Origin of the sequence: Nonomuraea sp. NPDC000554, assembly GCF_040300065.1 — a bacterium.
GTDB lineage: Bacteria > Actinomycetota > Actinomycetes > Streptosporangiales > Streptosporangiaceae > Nonomuraea.
Window position 1 is genome coordinate 72635 of record NZ_JBEPDC010000033.1, and the last position, 17562, is coordinate 90196.

The following is a 17562-nucleotide window of genomic DNA, read 5'->3' on the forward strand; positions in this document are numbered from 1 at the left end:
GTCGACAACGTCCAGCCGTAAACGACTATCGGCGGTGAGGTACCGGCCATCCAAGAGCTACGAATGCGTTGCAAAGGGGTTGCAGTCGGTACTAGCTTCTTCAGCGGGAGATCATGGACGACTCGACGCGACGAATGGCCCGCGCCCGCGAGGACGCGCTGAGTGGCCGCCGAACGACGCAGGTACGCCCCGAAGTACGTGCGTCCTGGAACCGTGCCCGTCTCCAGGGGGTGCACCCCGACAGGTCCCTGCCGCCCGTCGAACTGGCGGACGACAGGGTGCGCGGGCTGCAGCACGCCCACCCGCTGGCCGCGGTCTGGCCCACGCTGCTCGGCACGCTGAGCGCCGCGGCGACCGAGCCCGGCCACCTGGTCTTCGTCAGCGACGCTGCCGGACACCTCCTCTGGGTCGTCGGCGACCGTCCGACGCGGAAGCTCGCCGAGCGGGCGAACCTGGTGCCGGGCGCGCTGTGGAGCGAGAGCCAGGCCGGCACCAGCGGGGTCGGAACGGCGCTGGCGCTGCGCCGCCCGTTCCAGGTGCGCGGCCGGGAGCACTTCCTGTCCGTCGCGGTGGAGTTCACCTGCTCCGCCGCGCCCATCCGCAACCCGGTCACCGGCGAGACGGTCGGCGCCGTCGACGTGACGTGTCCCGCCCCCGTCGCGAACTCGCTGTCGCTCTCCCTGGTCGCCGCGGCCGCCCAACTGGCCGAAGCGCAGCTCGGCGAGCAGACCCGGCGGCACGACGAGCAGATGCGCATGCGCTACGTGGACCGCGTCATGCGCCGCAGGGGACTCCAGAGCGCGCTGGTGAGCCCCGACGGCCGCGTGCTGCACGCCTCGCCGCACGGCTGGCTGCCGCAGCGCTGGCCGTCGCCACCCCGGGAGGGGCCCGCGACGCTGCCCGACGGCCGCCAGGTGCTGTTCGAGCGCCTGTCCTCGGCCGGCCCCTTCGCGGTGCACTACGTCGACGGCGGGGACGGCACCGGCGAGACCCTGCACCTGCGCGCCCTGGGCCGTGATCGCGCGCTGGTCGACCTCAACGGCGCGACCCACGAACTCAGTTCCCGGCACAGCGAGCTCGTCGTGCTGCTCGCGGCCCATCCGGCCGGGCTGCCGGCCGACACGCTCGCCCGCGAGGCGTACGGGCCGGGCGGCAAGACGGTCACCGTCCGCGCCGAGATGACCCGGCTGCGCCGCGTCCTCGGGCACCGCCTGGGCTCCGACCCGTACCGGCTGCTCGGGCCGACGTCCGCGGACTTCCTCGCCCTGGACGAGGACCTGCCGGCCACGGGAGTCGGCGAGCTCCTCGACCGCTACCCGGGGCCGCTGCTGCCGTCGTCACGTTCGGAGGGTGTCGCGGCGCTGCGCGACCGGCTGCATCACAGGCTGCGCGGGAAGCTGCTCTCCGACGGCGACGCCGACGCCCTCACGCGCTGGGTCACCTCCCCCCACGGACGCGACGACCCGCCCGCCCTCCAGGCCCTGCGATCCCGCCCCCCGGGCGGCGCGTGACACATGAAAGCGCTGGCAGCCGTCATGGCCTTCATCGTCCAGTACGTCATCGCCGCCGCCGTGCTGGCCATCGTAGGAATCGGGGCACTCGCCCTTTATCTTGTCAACAGTCCTGACTTCTAGGGGCGGCCCCGTGCCGGGTGCTCAGGGCGCCTGCAGCCAGCCCTTGATGGTGTCGAAGACCTGGCCGGAGACCGGGTCGTCCGGGAGGTAGACGCGTAACTGGCCGCGGCCGCCCAGATGGCCGAGCTCGCTGGAGACCGCGCGCATGTGGCCGTCGTCCGTCACCTGGATCGCGGAGTCGGCGGCGATGACGACGTGTCCGGTGAGCCTGGCGACGGCCGCCGGGTGCACGCCGGCTCCGATGCGGCAGTTGGCCAGCAGGATGACGTCGTGGCGTGACAGTCCCGGGCTGTGCAGGAGCAGGGCCGCCGTCACCTTGGCGTCCAGGGTCTGGCTGCCGATCGCGATGCCGTGTTCCGAGCCGTGCCCGTCCACGTAGAAAGCGCCTTCGATGCGCCGCGCGTTGCGAGCGGAGGTGGCCAGGCTGCGGTCGTGCGCGTCGCCGAGGTCGCGCAGCCACACACCGGCGGGCGTCCTCTCGACGTGTTCCTTGAGGTGGTGACGCAGCTCAGGGGTGAGCGGGGGCTTCATCCGCGGCAGCACGAGGGCGATCGAGTCGGCCCTGCGCCCGTCAGGCACCTGGACGGCCAGCAGGTGGCGCTCGCCGAGGGACTCCTGGACGGCCAGCACCTTCAGCCTGACCCCGGCTCGGAACAGCGCGTGGGCGGGCTTGCCCGACAGGTCCGCGACGTCCGCGTACTGGCTCGCCCTGATGGTCAGCCGCACGCTGTCCGGCAGGTCGCCCAGGTGGGCGGCGTCGTCGACGCCGTCGAGCATCCCGTGGAAGATGACCTCGCCACCGGGCCGGACGTCGGCCGGCAGCCAGTCGGCGGGCACGCGCGCGGAGACGTGACCCGCCTTGGTGGCCCGGCCGGCGAGCTCGAGGTCCGCCAGGACGAGCTGCGTCTCCGCCGTGGGACCGAGCACGCGGTCGGCGGCGCGCCCGGCGGCCAGTTCGTTGACCTGGCGCAGGTTGGTTCCTTCGAGGAGGTGCGGCAGCGCGGGCACCTGGTTGCCCGGCGGCCGCCACGGCGTCTCGCGGAAGTCGGGGACCAGCGGGGAGCGGTCGTGCAGCGGGCCCAGGTCGAGTGCGGCGCGCGGGTCGACGCGGCCGATCAGCTCCAGGTGTTCCTGGTAGCGGGCGGCCAGGCCGTGCCGTTCGAACTCCGGCCGCAGCGCTTCGTACCTGGCGCGCAGCGCGTCGCTGTCGGCCTGGGTGAGCAGCCCCTTGCCCGGCACGAGGTGCTCCAGGCGCGGGTTCTCCCGTGCCAGCATGGACAGGTCCGCGCGGGTGAGCCAGGCGTGCAGCGCGCGTCTGTCCAGCTCGGTCCGGAGCTCGGCGGGGACGGCGCGCTCCTCGTCGTTCCAGTGCCACGGGCTGATGCGGTGCTCGTAGACGACGGTGGGCGCGGCCCGGTAGGTGCCCTGGACGCCGTCCCTGATGCCGTGCGCCGCGTGGGCTTGGGCCTCGAACTCGTCGGCTCTGCCGACGCTGTCGAACTCGTGGCGGATGGCCCTGGTGCCGTCGTTGAACGTCACCACCTCGGCGTTGTCCCTGGTCAGCGGCGTCAGGTCGCTGTCGCGGATTCCGGTGGCCAGGGCGGAGCGGAGCTGGTCGCTGCCGTGCGCCTGGTAGACGGTGCCGTCGGGCGCCTGGTGGATCGCGGGGCCGTCCAGGCCGAGGACGCGCCGGGTCAGCGCGGCTTCCAGCGCGTCGGCGGCGGCCCTGCCGGTCAGCGCCAGCGCCTGCGACCCGTCGCCGAAGGTGACGACGCGGCCGAGGTCGGACTCGCGCGAGGCCACGATGTCGCCGAGGTTGTCCGCCAGTCGCTGAGCGGGATCCACGAGGGGACGGCCGGCGCCGGGCGGGGTGGCGTCCATGAGGTCGGCGGCCGCGTCGGCGATCCGCTCGCCCCGGGCGTTGAGCCGCTGGGTGGTGACCTCGGGCAGGGTCGTGTCGGGGTCGGCCTTCAGGATGGACTCGGTGCTGACCGCGTTCTCCGCGATCTTCTGCAGGGTCGCGGTCATCCGCTGGTGCGCGTCCGCCAGGCCGGCGTCGGCGAACTCGAGCCGCATGGCCTTCAGGAAGCGCTGGACCCTGACGACGTCCGTCGGCGACAGCGGGTTGGACGCCCACACCTCCTGGCCGGCGCCCAGATCGCGGACGAACAACCTGCTCATCAGCTTCGCCTGGGCGGGATCGGGCATGAGGGCCGCCTCGCCGGACAGGGCGTCCAGCAGCACGGGCTCGTCTCTGAACAGGGCACCGAGCAGACCGGCGAGGACACCGTCGCGGGTGGCCACGGTGCCGGGCAGGTTCCAGGCCGCGCCGCTCCAGCTCATCCGGCCGGGATCGCCGTACACCCAGTCGACCAGCAGTTGGGCGGAGCCGATCGGGTGGACCGAGGGCATCTTCAGGTTGAGCTCGTGTCCGAGCTGGGCGACCAGCATCTTGGCGTCCCTGGCCTGAGGGGTGGGCAGGTCGGCGAGCATGGCGTGCGAGCCGTCGGTGAGCCTGACCCTGGCGCTGTCGAGGCCGGCGGGCTCCCAGGTGCCGACCGTGCCCTTCGCCGCGACCTGGGTGAATGCGCGCTGCGACCGTGGCGGAGCCCCGGCGGGCCGCTCCTGGCCCCAGTTGAGCAGGCTCTCGATCATGCTGGGGTCGGGCCCGCGCACGGGGGCCCGCCGCGCATCCGGCCGGTCCGAGGAGGGGCGCTCGGGGCCGCCGGACGGGTCGGGCGGAGGCGGTCCGTCGTCGCCTCCGTGCGTTCTGGGCGGAGGCGGTCCGTCGCCGCCTGACCTGCCAAGGTGCGGGTTCCAGCTGGCCCAGTGCGCGTCCGCGGCGCCGATGGCTCCCGATGAGAGGCCCTTCAGCAGCCGCTCCAGGTCGAACGGCTGCTCGTCGAAGGCCTGCAGGGTCGCGTCGGTCAGGCCGCTCGCCACGCTGGAGGTGAGCATGAACTGCAGCAGCGTCCGCGGCGGCATCATCCAGGTCGTGGCCGTCAGGTACAGGCCGTTGAGCGCGCCGGTGCCCATCGAGGTCAGCACCTGTTTCCAGTCGATCTGGTCGCGCCGGGTCTGGCTGGTCTGCACGTACAGGTCCATCCAGCCCATCAGGCCGCCGAACAGGGCGATGTTGAGCATCAGCCGCTTGACCAGCTTCACCACGACCGTCCTGGTGAAGCGAGCCCGCCACGCCGCCGCCTTCAGGCCGGGGCCGGCCGTGGCCGGGTTCGAGATGACCGGCAGCAGCGTGGTCAACTGGATGATCAGTAACGCGACCGACAGTTTGACCATCCGCTTGGTGAACTGGACCTGCACGCCGAGGTCGTTCAGCGCCGTGGCCATCGTCACCAGGCGGGTCAGCAGCTCCCCCTGACGGCTGCCGACCTTGTGCGAGCTGTTCCTGACCATGGCCCTGAGCGCCTCGCCGTCCCACGTGTGCCTGTCAGGACGGGAGACGCCGGTTCCCTCCGCGACCCGGTAGGCCGCGTCCGCCAGCGCGTCGGCCAGCGTGAACAGCTTGGACTCGTCGGCCTGGGGCCAGTCCGTGCCGAGCACCCAGCCGATCCACGGTCGTGTCCAGCCGGGTATGCCCCCGTCGAGCCACACCGCCGGTTACGCCTCCGGACGCTCTACGGCCTCGTAGGTCGCGGCGGTGACGTGCAGCCCCGCTCCGGCGCGGTCGAGTTCGGCGATGTAGTCCTCGAAGGCGTTGATGACGCCGTCGCGCATGGCCGGGTACTTCTTCTCCATCTCGGCGCCGTACTGGTCGTCGCCCATCGGCCGCCCGGCCGCCGCGAACGCCTCGCGCACGTCCCTCAGCACATCGCGGACGCGCTCGGCCTCCTCGGCCGCGGCACGCCCGTGCTGCCGGATCCGCTGAGGGTGCGCGCCGTAACCCGAGCGCGTCATACGCCTTCGCCCGGACGCATCACGGCAGCACCGCGGGACTCGCCCACACCATCATTTCCGCGCCTTCGCCGCCCCGCGCCTGAGCTCGTCGAGGATCTCGAACTCCTCGGCAGTCAGGTCGGCCGCCACGCTCAGGGTGCCCTCGGAGGTGTGCACGGTGATCGGCTCAGGCCGCTCGTCCCGCTCCGGGAGGGCCTCGAAGAGCCGAGGCCGCTGGTCATCAGCGTTCATGCCTCTGAACCTACAAGGTGCGCGCGCGGGGCAGCACGGGCGGCCTCGCCTGGCCGGCGGTCAGGCGAGGTGCTTGACGAAGATGACCCCGTCGCTCTCCTGGAGATGGTCGGGATCCAGGGCGAAGTAGCTGTAGTTGGTCGAGTTGTCGGTTCGCAGCGTCAGCTCGGTTCCCAGGTCGGCGAGGGCCGCGGCCAGGCGTCGCGAGTTGAGAAGGTGGCGGTTCTCCGGAAGGGTGGACAGGACTCCCTCGAGCGTGTCCGGCCGCGGCACGTCGAGCCCCTGGTGCGGCGCGCCCCCCAGGGCTGAGGCGACGAAGGCGTACTGGTCGCCCAGTTGCGAGGCGACGATCGCGCCGGCGCTCCACCACTCCAGCAACTGGTCTGCCAGTTGCCAGCGGCTCGGGTCTCTCTGCAGGTGACGGTTGTGCGCGAACACCAGTGTCGGGCCGCGCCGAGCCTGGCTCTCCACGACGGCCTTGAGGTTGTCGGCCATCATCGCGTCCCGCAGGCCCATGAGCCGCGGCACGCGCTTCGCGGACGTGTCCGCCATGCCGGCGTGATAGCGGAGCAGCCCTGCGGCGGTACGCCCGTACATGCAGGCCCGCCACCAGTCGTCACGCGACGTCGCGGCGATGAGGCGCGGCGCCTCCGCCACGAGCAGGGCCTGAAGGTCGTCCGCGATCAGGCGCAGCTTCGTGACGTCGGGGGACGATCCCACCGACCGGGAGGGGTTCATGGCCGCGTCGGTGTTGGTCCACCGGTCGTCGTCGCCGATCAGCCGGTCGATGACGTCATCGCCGCAGGGGATCAGGCCGGCGTCCACATGGGCCGCGAGGTAGCCGCGGAGTGCGGTGAGCGCGCTCCTGGGGCTGGCGGCGCTCATCATCTCGAGCGGTGCGTCGAACCCGAAGAACCGGAGCCTGTCGGCGACGGGGCGGCCGGTGTTGTACTCCCTCATCCAGCTGACGAGCTCGCGGTTCGCCGCCGACTCCCCGAATCCATGGCTGAAGCCGCACTGCATGACCTCGTCGAGCGACCCCGCACCGTCCGCGACGAACGCGTCGACCGTCAGGCCGGCCACGCAGTCACTCTCGATCGCGATCGACCGGTACCCCTCGTGCTCGACGAGCTGCTGGAACACCTGGTTCCGCAGCCGCGGAAGCGCTTCCTCACCGTGCATGGCCTCCCCCAGGCCGAGCAGGCGGGGTCTCGCCGTGAGCGACTGGAGGAACCCCTTGAGCGCGGCTCCGACGCCACTGTCGTCGGCGAAGGCCCAACCGGCATCGTGGACTGAACTGGTCATGGCGAACCCGCCCTCCTCGGAGTTGGTTGCTATGCCTTCAACCGTATCGCTGAACTTTCTGTGTAAACTTTGGCGCCTGATGATGACCTTTTCCGCGACCAACCTTCAAACATCGGAGACCGCGTGAGCCGCGGCCGGCTTCGGCCTGTCGACCTGGCGCGCGCCCACGGCCTGTCCACGCAGGCGATCCGGAACTACGAGGAAGCGGGCATCCTCCCGCCGGCAGACCGGACACCCCACGGGTACCGGGTCTACACCCTTCTCCATGCCCAGGCCCTTCGCGTCTTCGTCGCTCTGGCACCGGCACACGGCCACCAGACGGCGACGGCGATCATGCAGGCCGTGAACCAGGACGCGGTCGAGAACGCCCTCACGCTGATCGACGAGAGCCATGCGCAACTCCTCCAGGACCGGCGGACTCTCTCCAGCGTCGAGAAGGCGCTCCGCGACCTGACGTCCGCGGAGCCCGCCCCTCCCCCGTCCGGCGTGACGTTCGTCGGGCCGCTCGCCCGGCAGCTGGGGATCCGGCCCGCGACCCTGCGCAAATGGGAGCAGGCCGGTCTGATCCAGCCGCAGCGAGATCCCAAGACCGGGTACCGCGTCTACGGGCCCGCGGACGTCCGCGACGTCCAGCTCGCCCACCAGCTCAGGCGCGGCGGATACCTGCTCAACCAGATCGCCCCGCTCCTCACGCAGGTGCGGACGGCCGGAGGAGTGGCGCCGCTGGCGGCCACCCTGAGCGATTGGCACCGCCGGCTGACCATGCGCAGCCGCTCCATGCTGGCAGCCGCGGCCGAACTCGACGCCTACCTGCGGGAACGCGACGCCAGGTAGCCCGCCGGCACGTCCGGGAGACCACGCGCCCGGCCGACGGGTCGCTGAGCGTGTGGCCCCGAACCGGCGCCCGGCTTCGTCAACGTGTTGTGGACGACCCCGCAGAACACCTTGCGCTGGCCGGGCGTGTCGGCTTTCGCCGGCGTGACAGTGGGACGGGCATCGCGGTCCTGATCTGCGCAGACCGGGCCGGTTTGGCACGGTGTCCCGCGGTCAGCCGTCCTCCAGGGTGAGCAGGCCGCGTCGGAAGGCGGCGGCGACGGCGGCGGCGCGGTCGTTGACACCGAGTTTCGTGTAGATGTGCAGCACGTGGCTCTTCACCGTGGCCTCGCTGATGAACAGGCGGGCGGCGGCTTCGCGGTTGGTGGCGCCTTCGGCGATGAGGTGGAGGATCTCCAGTTCCCGGGCGCTCAGCGGGTCGGCGGGCGCGCGGACCTGGCCGAGGAGACGGGTGGCGACCGACGGGGAGAGCACGGCTTCGCCTCGCGCCGCCGTACGGACGGCACGGACGAGCTCGTCCCGGCCGGTGTCCTTGAGCAGGTAGCCGGTGGCTCCCGCCTCGATGGCGGGCAGGACGTCCCGGTCGGTGTCGTAGGTAGTGAGGACGAGGACGCGGGCCGCGCTGCCCACCCTGGCGAGTTCCTTGATGGCCGCGACGCCGTCCATCCTGGGCATGCGGAGGTCCATGAGGATCACGTCGGGGTTCAGCGCCCGCGCGAGTTCGACGGCCTGGGCGCCGTCTCCGGCCTCGGCGAGCACCTCGAAGTCCGGGTCGCCGGCGAACATGCCGCGGATGCCGTCGCGGACGATGGGATGGTCGTCGGCGATCAGCAGCCGGATCGGGGTCTCAGCCACGCGCCACCGCCGGAACGCTCGCGGAGATCGGGGTCTCAGCCACGCGCCACCGCCGGAACGCTCGCGGAGATCGCGGTGCCGAGGCCGGGCTCCGACTCGATCTCCAGCGTGCCCGCCAGGCGGCTCACCCGCTTGCGCATCGAGGTCAGGCCGAAGCCGCCGCCGTCGCGGACGCACTCGGGGTCGAATCCGACGCCGTCGTCGCGCACGTCCAGGGTGACCACGTCCTCCATGTACGACAGGGTCAGCCCGACCCGGGACGCTCCCGCGTGCTTGGCCGCGTTGGCCAGGGCCTCCTGTGCGGTGCGGAGCAGCGTCTCCTCGACCTCCGGATGCATGGGACGGACCGTACCAGTCGTGGTGAAGTCCGCACGTACCCCGTTGAGCTCGCCCCACTGGGTGACGACGTCCCGCAGCGCCTCGGGCAGCGGCGCCGCCTCCAACTGGCCGGGGCCGACAGCGTGCACGGAGCGCCGGGCCTCGGCCAGGCTTTCCCGCGCCAGCCGTACCGCGTTGTCCACATGACGCCGCCAGTCCTCGGCCTGCCGCGCCGCCTGGAGCTGGGTGATGATGCCGGTCAGGCCCTGCGCGAGGGTGTCGTGGATCTCCGCCGCCATGCGCTGCCGCTCGTCGAGCACGCCCCCTTCGCGGGCCTGCACCAGCAGTTGGGCGTGCAGCCCCGCGTTCTCCCGCAGCGCGTCCTCAAGCTGCGCCACCATCCGCTTGCGTTCGGCGCTCCGCTCGGCCGTGATCTCGCCGACGAAACTGAACAGGCTGACCACTGCCACGATGGCGGAGGTGAAGAACAGATAGGCGAAGATCTTGGACGGGGTGGGGTCGGGCAGACCGCCGTTGTAGGTCGCGACGCTGATCGCCGCCGTGGCGGTCACCCCGGCGAACCGCCACTTCCCCTTCAGGTACTGCCAGGAGTGGACATATCCGGTGAAGGCGAAGAAGCTCGCGAACCACATCCCCTGCGTGCAGAGCGCTCCGATCAGCACCACCAGCCCGGCCACGTAGACCGCGCCTCGGGGCACCAACCAGATCCAGGCGGCGGCGGACACGGCCAGGCCGAGCATGATCCACGACCAGCCGTCGGTGAGCACGGACAGCACCGTGGACGTCGCCAGCAGGACGTACGGCGCAGCCGCCATCTGGCGCTCCAGCAGCCGTTCCCATCGGTCGAGCCGGCCGGTCATACCTCACTCCCAGCGGAAGAACTTGGCCGCCGCGACGCTGATGACCAGGGCGTACGCGGCCATCACGGCAAGCAGCAGGGGGCTGGGAGCACCGCCCACCCAGACGTCCCGCAGGCTCTGCCGGAAAGCGCCCAGAGGGGTGTACTCCCCAATACGGGCCACGATATCCGGCATCTGGTCCGTGGGCTGGATGAGCCCGGCGAGGTACGACATCGGGAAGTACAGCAGGACACCGATCCCGTTGGCGGATCGGCCGTTCGGAGCGACGGCCGCGATGAGCAAGCCGATAGCGAACATGGCCGCCGTCCCGAACAGGAAGGCCAGCACACCGGGCAGCACCCGGGTGGGCAGGTGAGCCCCGAGGACGGTGCCCGCCACCACCAGCAGCAGCGCGCACGCGGTCAGCGCGAGGACGAGCTGCAGGAGCAGCTGCACCACCAGCAGGTTCCCCGGGCGTACCGGGGTGGTGGAGAGCCTGCGCAGGATGCCCCTCTCGCGATAGGCGGCCATGGTGGTGGGCAGCAGGTACAGGCCCACGAGCCCCACGGCGATCGACAGCGCCATCGGCAGGAGCGTGGTGTCGCCCGGCTCGATCGAACTTCCGAAGACCACCAGGATGAACAGCGGGATGAGCAGCGAGAACATAGCCCCGGGTTCCCGGGTCAGCAGCTTCAGTTCGACGATGGTGAGCTTGGTCATGGTGGTCCTCCGTCAGTGGGTGGAGTTGAACGAGCGGCCGGTCAGGGCGACGAACGCGTCGTCGAGGGTGCGCTTGTCGATGCGCAGATCGCTGACCAGGACGTGGTGACGGGCGAGCTGAGCGGTGACCGCCGTGGCGAAATCGCCCCTACCCGTGACGACCACCCGGCTCCCCGTCCTGGTCACGCCGGTCACCCCGGGCAGCCCGCCCAGCTCGACCATGTCCCCCGCCATCAGCGTGAACCGCATCTGGTGTTCGGCGTCGATCCCGTCGACCAGCCCGGCCGGGGTGTCGAGCGCGACGACCCTGCCGCGGTCGAAGACGGCGACACGGTCGCAGAGCTCCTCCACCTCGTCCATGAAGTGGCTGACCAGCACCACCGTCACACCGCTCGCCCGGACCCGCTTGATCAGCTCCCAGGTGGTACGCCGAGCCTGCGGATCGAGCCCCGTGGTCAGCTCGTCGAGAAACGCCACCCGCGGATTGCCCACCAGCGCCAACGCGATGAACAGCCGCTGCTTCTGGCCGCCCGACAGCTTCCCGAAGCGGGCGTTGCGCCTGTCCGCCAGCCCCCACTCCTCCAGCAGCTCACGCCACGAGCGCGGGTTGGCATAGAAGGAGGCGTACAGGTCGAGCGCCTCCCACACCTTGATGTTCTCCGGCAGCTGCGTGTGCTGGAGCTGCACTCCGATCTGCTCGTGTAGCCTGCGCCCGTCCTTCACCGGGTCGAGCCCGAGCACCTTGATCGACCCGCTGTCGGGCCGCCTCAGTCCCTCCACGCACTCCACGGTGGTGGTCTTGCCGGTGCCGTTCGGCCCGAGGATGCCGAAGATCTCGCCCTCCTCCACGGAGAGCGACACCCCGTCCAGAACGGTCAGGTCGGCGTACCTCTTGCGGAGGTCTGTGACTTCGATGACTGCCATGGCTCAAGCATCTTTCGCCTGCTCCTGTGGCGAATCGATCTGCCGGCCATATTCGTCCGCGCATGCTGCTGACCCGAAAATCCACCGAACGGTTGATACCGCCGAGGGGCTGCGCCGTGCTGCCCTCGCCGCGGCGACGAGCATCCCGGTGTCCAGGATCAGGCGGGTGGACGGGCCGCGCCGGACCGTTCGCCGAGCAGAGTGATCACGGCAGGCAGCAACACGCCCCGGACGAGGGTCGCGTCGATCAGGATGGCGACCGAGAGCCCGACGCCCATCATCTTGTACTCGATCGCCGACAGCACGACGAAGACGCTGAACGCGGCGGTCATGATGACGGCGGCGCTGGAGACGACGCCGGAACTGGCACCGATCCCGGTGACGACGGCCTGACGCACCGAGGCGCCGGCCGCTTGGCGCTCCCGGATCCTGCTGAGGATGAAGATGTGGTAGTCCATGCTCAGCCCGAAGAGAATCACGAACATGAACAGCGGCAACCAGCCGATCACTCCGCCGTAGGGGGTGAAGCCGAGCACTCCGCTCAGGTGACCGTCCTGGAACACCCAGGTCAGCACGCCGTACGCGGCGCCGAGCGACAGCAGGTTGAGCAGGATCGACACCAGGGCCACCGCCGGGGACCGGAACGAGACGGCCAGCAGTACGAGCGCGAGCACGAGCACGAATCCGATCACCAGCGGTGTTCGTTCGGTGATCTGTTCAGTGAAGTCGTAGGCGAACGCGGTCTTGCCCGCCACCGCGTAGTCCAGGCCCTCCACGGCGCCGAGCGCGGCCGGAGCCTTGACGGCGCGCAGTTCCTCCAGGGATCGGTTGGCCGTCTCGCCCGTGCCGAAGTCGGCCAGGGGCACGCGAGCGACCATGATCCGGTCGACGCGCACGGTGGTGATCGGGTCCAGCTTCCGCACCGCCTGCCGCACACCGGGCGCGTCCAGGGCACCGGGCCGCTTCTCCCACATGACCACCCACGCGGGCAACGGGCTGCCGGGGAACGCCTCCTGCATGCGGATCGCGGCGTCCACGACCGGCACCTCTCGGGGCAGGCTGTCCGTGACCGCCGCGTCCTGGAGCCGCATCGCGAATGCCGGCAGAGTCAGGACGATCAGGACCAGCGCGGCCAGTCCGCCCCACAGCCGCGGACGCCGTACGACTGTGCGCGCCACGGCCGTCCAGAAACGGGACTCACCGACCGCGGTACGGCGGCGGCCGAGCCACGGAAGACGAGCCTTGTCGACGCGGTGGCCGAGCACGGCCAGAACGGCGGGCAGCACCGTGACCGAGCCGATCATGGCGAGACCGACGACCAGGATCGTTCCTGCCGTCAGCCCCCGGAAGTTATCCAGCCCGGTGAACAGAAGACCGGTCAGGCACAGCATCACCGTGAGGCCGGAGATGACCACCACGTGCCCGGAGGTCCGTGTGGTGATCTTGAGTGCTTCTGTCACGGTACGTCCGGCGGCCCGTTCCTCTCGTTCCCGGCGCAGGTAGAACAGCGAGTAGTCGATGCCGACGGCGATGCCGATCAGCAGCACGACGGAAGAGGTGGCGCTGTTGACCGGGACCCAGTGCGCGACCACCTGGAGCAGGCCGAACGCGGCGAGCACGGTCGTGATCGCCAGCAGCAGCGGAATCCCGACGGCGATCAGCGAGCCGAACACCACCAGCAGGATCACCACGGTGAGCGGCAAGGAGATGAACTCGGCCCGCTTCATGTCGTCCTTGATGCCGTCGTTCACCGCGGCCGACAGGCTCGCGTCTCCGGCCTGAGCCAGCCGTACACCGGGATGCCTGGCCGCCACCTCCTTGACCGCCTGCTCGATGGCCGAGTAGTGATCGCGGAACTGCTCGTCGGGCCCGGCGATCTGCACAGTGACCAGGCCGGAGCGTCCGTCCTCGGAGACCAGGTCGGCCCCGCCGGGCTCCAGAGGCGAACGCAGCTTGGCGACCGCGCCCGGCGCCTCCCGCAACCTGCCGGTCAGATCCATGATGGCGCCCCTGACCTGTGAGTTCACGGCGAGGGACGAGCCGCCCTTGAGCGGCTGGACCAGGACGTTCTCCTGCAGCGGGACATAGCCGGTCTGAGCATCGAGGACCCGGTCGGCGCGGCCGGACTCCCCCGGATCGGTGCTCTGCACCGAATCCAGGCCCAGGACGGTGCTGGCGAGCACCGAAACGATCACCAGGGCGAACCACCCGGTGATCGCGGCCACCCGATGGCGGACCGACCAACCGGCGATCCGTTCCACCGACGGGCCGCGCGATTTGCTTTCAGGCAGCATGAACTGCTGTCCTTTCCCTGAAGGAGCGTTCCTGTGAGTGGGTGCGTACTTCTTCGTTCACCTGGGTCGTCGAGTTGCAGCTCGGCGGCCCAGGGCATGCTCTCGGAGCTATTCGACCGTCTTGAGGACCTTCTCGATCGCGGCGAGCCGTTCGTTGATCTCACCGAGGTGCCGCTCGATCCCCTGCTGTGCGTCCGCGCCGCCTGAGGCGAGCTTGCGGTATTCGTCCTCGCGGGCGAGCGCCGCGCGGGCCCGGACCGTCGCGCCGATCTGCACGATGATCACTGTGATCACCGTGGTGACGAAGGCGAAGATGCCGACGGCACCGAACACCTCCGCCAAGCTGTGCCCGTTCATCATTCCGTTCCCTCCGTGCCGACCTCGGGCACGGACAGCGTGCCCACAGCGTCCTGGATTGTCTGGGGACTGAGTTCGATGACGAACGGATTCACCTCGTAGAACTTCATCGCCTTGCCGTCCTCCGAAAGCTCCAACCGGCCCGTCACCAGCCCTGCCGCCTCCAACTTGCGCAGGTGAACCTGCAAGAGGGGCCGGCTGATGCCCAGCTTGCGGGCGAGTCGACTCACGTAGTCGCGCTCTCCCGCCAGCGCCGCGAGGACGCGCAGCCGGTGCGGGTTGGCCAGCGTGGCCATCACCGTCAACAGCTCGTCCCCGGTCGGCGCCGGGGTGCTCATGACGCATCCCGATACATGCAAGCAGAACTTAGCAGGTGCCTAATATGCTTTGCCAAGCTGCCCAGTTGGGGGCCACTCCAAGGGGCTTCCCCGCGCGGTAGGCGTACCGGTTCGTGGCCTGTGTAGGACCGCGCAATGGATCGCTCTGCGAAAAGGCGAGGACGGGCCGCTTCAGGCAGGAGTACGGGAATCGCCTGAGCCCCGCCGAGGCCCCCGGCTACCCGGCGAAGCGAACAGGAGCCACCCAGCGTCCTTCAGCAAAGGACGGGGCGGCTGTAAGGCGGCGAGCAGCGGAGTGCGGTAAACGTCCTGCCGTCTGCACGGCAGGACGCGCCCCCGCGTCAGCGTTCCGCTTCAGCGGCAGCCGGCGCGGACAACGCTGCGCCTGCCGTTGTAGTCCGTGTCAGACCCGGTGTGGTCGCCGTGCATGGCAAGAATGTCCACGCACATGTTCTTGCCGTACACCTTGACGGGACCCGCTTGGTACCTGAACGAGCCATTGTCGCGGTCGTGGTTGTTCCGCCACTTGTCCTCGGCCCAGCGGCCGTTGTACATCTCGACGAACATCGGGGTCTTCTCGCCGTAACGCGGCTTGCCCGGTCGCTTGACGAGGACCGCGCAGTTCCAGCCGCTGCTGGGGTTGTAGTAGAGCTTGATGTCGCTGCGGTAGTACGTCCCGCCGTTGAGGGCGTCCTTCATCGGCACCGGCCAGGTTCCGACGAGCGACCCCCTGCAGCCGTACGCACCGGCGTTCGCCGCCGTAGGCATCGTCACCGTCACCGCGGACGCTGATGCCGCCGCCGTAAGAACGGTGAGAATTCGCCTGAGCATTCCACTCCTCAGTCTCTTGTGCATGGTCCCCTAATCGACCTCGGCCGCTCGGGCGTGGCGGGAACCGGCCGCAGGCGAAGCGGCCTGACTCGCACAGTGCGCCGGCTATGGCCATGCGAGTGACCTGATGGGGACGCTGGTCAGATGCTGCCCCTGCGTTCGATGACCAGGACGCGCGCCTCCGGTGCGGGATGTGCGACGTGCTCGTCGCCAGGCTCGGCGTAGCAGATGCGGCCAGGAGTCAGCCGTTCGACCTGCTCCCGGCCGTCGTGGCGGTAGTGCATGTCGACGACGCCGTCCAGAACGACGAAGACCTCCGGCCCGTCGTTGACGTGCCAGACGTAAGGCTGGTCCGTCCAGTGCAGCCGCACGGTCGCGTCGTCGATCTCGGTGACGTCGAGGGCTCCCCAGGGCCGCTCGGCCGTGTAGGAGCGGGCGTCAAGGAAGAGCATGAGGTCCTTTCCCAGGTTCGTCGGGCCCGGACCTCCCCCGACCGAGCCCCCGCTGGGCCACCAGCCTGGTCCACGACGGCACCGAGCACGAGTAGCAGGAATGCCTCTATACGTAAGAATGCTGCCATGCATCGTGTCATGGCCCTGGCGCTGCCCGCCGTGGTCTCGTTCGACCTGGCGATCCCCGCCGAGGTCTTCAGCGACCGGGACCACTACTCCTTCGCCGTCTGCGCCGAGTCGCCCGGGCAGGTGCCCTCGACCACCGGCTGGGACATGTACGTCCCCCTGGGGCTGGACGCCCTGACCACGGCCGACACCGTCGTCGTGCCGGGATACGCGCCGCTGGACGCGCCGTCGCCACCGGTGCTGGAAGCGTTGCGGGCCGCCGCCCGGCGTGGCGCGCGGGTCGTCTCGGTGTGCACGGGAGCTTTCGCGCTCGCCGCCGCCGGCCTGCTGGACGGCCGCCGGGCGACCACGCACTGGATGGACGCGCCCGACCTGGCCGCCCGCTATCCGGCCGTCGACGTCGATCCCGACCTGCTGTACGTCGACAACGGGAACGTCCTGACCAGTGCCGGTTTCGCCGCCGGCATCGACCTCTGCCTGCACCTGGTGCGGACTGACTACGGCCCGCAGGCCGCGGTTCGGATCGCGCGGCGCCTGGTCGTCGCGCCCCACCGCGACGGCGGCCAGGCACAGTTCTTGGAGCGCCCGGTGCCGCCCACCGGCACCGGGATGGCCGCAGTCTGCGCGTGGGCACTGGACCGGCTGGCCGAGCCGTTGACCGTCGCCGACCTCGCCCGCGAGGCGGGATTCGCGCCCCGCACGTTCGCCCGGCGCTTCGTCGCCGAGACCGGCACCACCCCGCTGCGCTGGCTCGCCGCGCAACGCCTCCTCGAAGCGCGACGACTCCTGGAGTCCAGTGACCTGACCGTCGACGAGGTGGCCCGGCGTTGCGGCCTCGGTACCGCCGCCAACCTGCGCCTGCACCTGTCCCGCGACGCGGCCACCACACCGACGGCCTACCGCCGCGCCTACCGCGGACGGCCGACGACATGACGGTACGGGACGGAACCGCGTCAGGCCGTGCCCCGTGGGTCAGGGGCTCCGTCACGAACGTCGTGGCTATGAGGGCCTCAGCCCGCCTCTTGGTTCCGGCTGCCCGCGACCGGGTCGGTCAGGGCGGCACGCAGCCGTTCGTATGTCGGAGCCAACCGGCGCAGGCCGGCCGCGAGCGCCGCGTCGTCGCCCGACACGAGCGGGCCCTGCAGTCCGCCCACGATACGGGCCTGCTCCGCGGCGACGGCCGCGCCCGTATCGAGGCCGAGGGACGACAGGCAGACCGCCAGGTCGTTGAGGCGGCGGGCGCCCACCCGCACCGCGAACGCCTGCCACAACGTCCTGATCTCGGGATCCAGCCCTTCCTCCACCAGTTCGGCCGTGCGCTCGGCCGCCTCGGCCTGCCCCAGCGTGCCGGGAGAGACCTCCACGTCCGTCCGGCCGGCCAGCCAGGCCAGCGCGGCGGGCAGGGAGCGCCGCAACGCCTCCTCCGGGCTGACCTGCTCCCGCCGGGCGAACCCGTACCGCATCCGGAACGGCTGCTCCAGGTAGGAGATCAACTCTCCGCGCCACGCCTCGACGAAGGCGTCGACCGGCAGTGTGGCGTACGCGATTTGGTGGTCTGTCAGTATTCG

At 70.6% G+C, this 17562-nt stretch carries 17 protein-coding genes; 3 read left to right on the plus strand and 14 right to left on the minus strand.

Annotation, left to right across the window (positions count from 1 at the left end):
- Positions 1 to 113: 113 nt before the first annotated feature.
- Positions 114 to 1511, plus strand: a complete 1398-nt coding sequence (locus ABT294_RS42345; RefSeq protein WP_350812115.1) for a GAF domain-containing protein — start codon at positions 114 to 116, stop codon at positions 1509 to 1511.
- Between the two features lie 144 nt (positions 1512 to 1655).
- On the opposite strand, the gene ABT294_RS42350 is transcribed toward ABT294_RS42345, so the two are convergent.
- Genes ABT294_RS42350 through ABT294_RS42365 form a run of 4 tightly spaced genes read right to left on the minus strand, consistent with a single transcriptional unit; the run spans position 1656 to position 7085 of the window.
- Complete coding sequence (locus tag ABT294_RS42350; RefSeq protein WP_350812116.1) at positions 1656 to 5246, minus strand: DUF8616 domain-containing protein; 3591 nt, start codon at positions 5244 to 5246, stop codon at positions 1656 to 1658.
- Positions 5247 to 5252: 6 nt separating this feature from the next.
- Positions 5253 to 5549 carry a hypothetical protein gene (locus tag ABT294_RS42355; RefSeq protein ID WP_350812117.1) on the minus strand — a complete coding sequence of 99 codons (297 nt, stop codon included), beginning with the start codon at positions 5547 to 5549 and terminating at the stop codon, positions 5253 to 5255.
- 51 nt (positions 5550 to 5600) lie between these two features.
- Entirely contained in the window at positions 5601 to 5780 is a 180-nt protein-coding gene (locus ABT294_RS42360) for a hypothetical protein (RefSeq protein WP_350812118.1), read from the minus strand.
- A gap of 60 nt (positions 5781 to 5840) precedes the next feature.
- Positions 5841 to 7085 (minus strand): erythromycin esterase family protein, encoded by a 1245-nt coding sequence (locus ABT294_RS42365; protein WP_350812119.1) that lies wholly within the window; start codon positions 7083 to 7085, stop codon positions 5841 to 5843.
- Between the two features lie 123 nt (positions 7086 to 7208).
- Here ABT294_RS42365 and ABT294_RS42370 point away from each other — a divergent pair, with 123 nt between their 5' ends.
- Entirely contained in the window at positions 7209 to 7919 is a 711-nt protein-coding gene (locus tag ABT294_RS42370) for a TioE family transcriptional regulator (RefSeq protein ID WP_350812120.1), read from the plus strand.
- Between the two features lie 213 nt (positions 7920 to 8132).
- Here ABT294_RS42370 and ABT294_RS42375 read toward each other — a convergent pair whose 3' ends face one another.
- From ABT294_RS42375 to ABT294_RS42415, 9 genes are all read right to left on the minus strand, one after another.
- Positions 8133 to 8774 (minus strand): response regulator, encoded by a 642-nt coding sequence (locus ABT294_RS42375; protein ID WP_350812121.1) that lies wholly within the window; start codon positions 8772 to 8774, stop codon positions 8133 to 8135.
- 35 nt (positions 8775 to 8809) lie between these two features.
- Complete coding sequence (locus ABT294_RS42380) at positions 8810 to 9973, minus strand: sensor histidine kinase (protein WP_350812122.1); 1164 nt, start codon at positions 9971 to 9973, stop codon at positions 8810 to 8812.
- Positions 9974 to 9976: 3 nt separating this feature from the next.
- The gene (locus tag ABT294_RS42385) at positions 9977 to 10672 is read right to left on the minus strand and encodes an ABC transporter permease (protein WP_350812123.1); all 696 of its coding nucleotides are present in this window, start codon (positions 10670 to 10672) and stop codon (positions 9977 to 9979) included.
- Positions 10673 to 10684: 12 nt separating this feature from the next.
- On the minus strand, positions 10685 to 11596 hold the full coding sequence (locus ABT294_RS42390; RefSeq protein WP_350812124.1) for an ABC transporter ATP-binding protein: 912 nt from the start codon (positions 11594 to 11596) through the stop codon (positions 10685 to 10687).
- A gap of 158 nt (positions 11597 to 11754) precedes the next feature.
- Positions 11755 to 13890, minus strand: a complete 2136-nt coding sequence (locus ABT294_RS42395; RefSeq protein WP_350812125.1) for an MMPL family transporter — start codon at positions 13888 to 13890, stop codon at positions 11755 to 11757.
- Positions 13891 to 13998: 108 nt separating this feature from the next.
- Positions 13999 to 14250 (minus strand): hypothetical protein, encoded by a 252-nt coding sequence (locus ABT294_RS42400; RefSeq protein ID WP_350812126.1) that lies wholly within the window; start codon positions 14248 to 14250, stop codon positions 13999 to 14001.
- Positions 14247 to 14585 carry an ArsR/SmtB family transcription factor gene (locus tag ABT294_RS42405; RefSeq protein WP_350812127.1) on the minus strand — a complete coding sequence of 113 codons (339 nt, stop codon included), beginning with the start codon at positions 14583 to 14585 and terminating at the stop codon, positions 14247 to 14249. Before ABT294_RS42405 ends, ABT294_RS42400 begins: the two co-directional genes overlap by 4 nt.
- Positions 14586 to 14939: 354 nt before the next feature.
- Positions 14940 to 15416: a hypothetical protein gene (locus ABT294_RS42410; protein ID WP_350812128.1), complete on the minus strand. Its 477-nt coding sequence runs from the start codon at positions 15414 to 15416 to the stop codon at positions 14940 to 14942.
- 140 nt (positions 15417 to 15556) lie between these two features.
- Positions 15557 to 15868, minus strand: a complete 312-nt coding sequence (locus ABT294_RS42415; protein ID WP_350812129.1) for a cupin domain-containing protein — start codon at positions 15866 to 15868, stop codon at positions 15557 to 15559.
- Positions 15869 to 15994: 126 nt separating this feature from the next.
- Here ABT294_RS42415 and ABT294_RS42420 point away from each other — a divergent pair, with 126 nt between their 5' ends.
- Positions 15995 to 16927 (plus strand): DJ-1/PfpI family protein, encoded by a 933-nt coding sequence (locus tag ABT294_RS42420; protein ID WP_350812130.1) that lies wholly within the window; start codon positions 15995 to 15997, stop codon positions 16925 to 16927.
- Between the two features lie 77 nt (positions 16928 to 17004).
- Here the strand turns inward: ABT294_RS42420 and ABT294_RS42425 are convergent, their stop codons facing one another.
- Entirely contained in the window at positions 17005 to 17487 is a 483-nt protein-coding gene (locus ABT294_RS42425) for a YobF C-terminal domain-containing protein (RefSeq protein WP_350812131.1), read from the minus strand.
- Positions 17488 to 17562: the final 75 nt, after the last annotated feature.

Bases quoted from the DNA above. Each gene is read 5' to 3' on its own strand.
- ABT294_RS42405 (WP_350812127.1), bottom strand. From the start codon at position 14,585: ATGAGCACCCCGGCGCCGACCGGGGACGAGCTGTTGACGGTGATGGCC.
- ABT294_RS42365 (WP_350812119.1), bottom strand. From the start codon at position 7,085: ATGACCAGTTCAGTCCACGATGCCGGTTGGGCCTTCGCCGACGACAGT.
- ABT294_RS42360 (WP_350812118.1), bottom strand. From the start codon at position 5,780: ATGAACGCTGATGACCAGCGGCCTCGGCTCTTCGAGGCCCTCCCGGAG.
- ABT294_RS42390 (WP_350812124.1), bottom strand. From the start codon at position 11,596: ATGGCAGTCATCGAAGTCACAGACCTCCGCAAGAGGTACGCCGACCTG.
- ABT294_RS42400 (WP_350812126.1), bottom strand. From the start codon at position 14,250: ATGATGAACGGGCACAGCTTGGCGGAGGTGTTCGGTGCCGTCGGCATC.
- ABT294_RS42345 (WP_350812115.1), top strand. From the start codon at position 114: ATGGACGACTCGACGCGACGAATGGCCCGCGCCCGCGAGGACGCGCTG.
- ABT294_RS42380 (WP_350812122.1), bottom strand. From the start codon at position 9,973: ATGACCGGCCGGCTCGACCGATGGGAACGGCTGCTGGAGCGCCAGATG.
- ABT294_RS42420 (WP_350812130.1), top strand. From the start codon at position 15,995: ATGCATCGTGTCATGGCCCTGGCGCTGCCCGCCGTGGTCTCGTTCGAC.
- ABT294_RS42410 (WP_350812128.1), bottom strand. From the start codon at position 15,416: ATGCTCAGGCGAATTCTCACCGTTCTTACGGCGGCGGCATCAGCGTCC.
- ABT294_RS42355 (WP_350812117.1), bottom strand. From the start codon at position 5,549: ATGACGCGCTCGGGTTACGGCGCGCACCCTCAGCGGATCCGGCAGCAC.
- ABT294_RS42415 (WP_350812129.1), bottom strand. From the start codon at position 15,868: ATGCTCTTCCTTGACGCCCGCTCCTACACGGCCGAGCGGCCCTGGGGA.
- ABT294_RS42385 (WP_350812123.1), bottom strand. From the start codon at position 10,672: ATGACCAAGCTCACCATCGTCGAACTGAAGCTGCTGACCCGGGAACCC.
- ABT294_RS42395 (WP_350812125.1), bottom strand. From the start codon at position 13,890: ATGCTGCCTGAAAGCAAATCGCGCGGCCCGTCGGTGGAACGGATCGCC.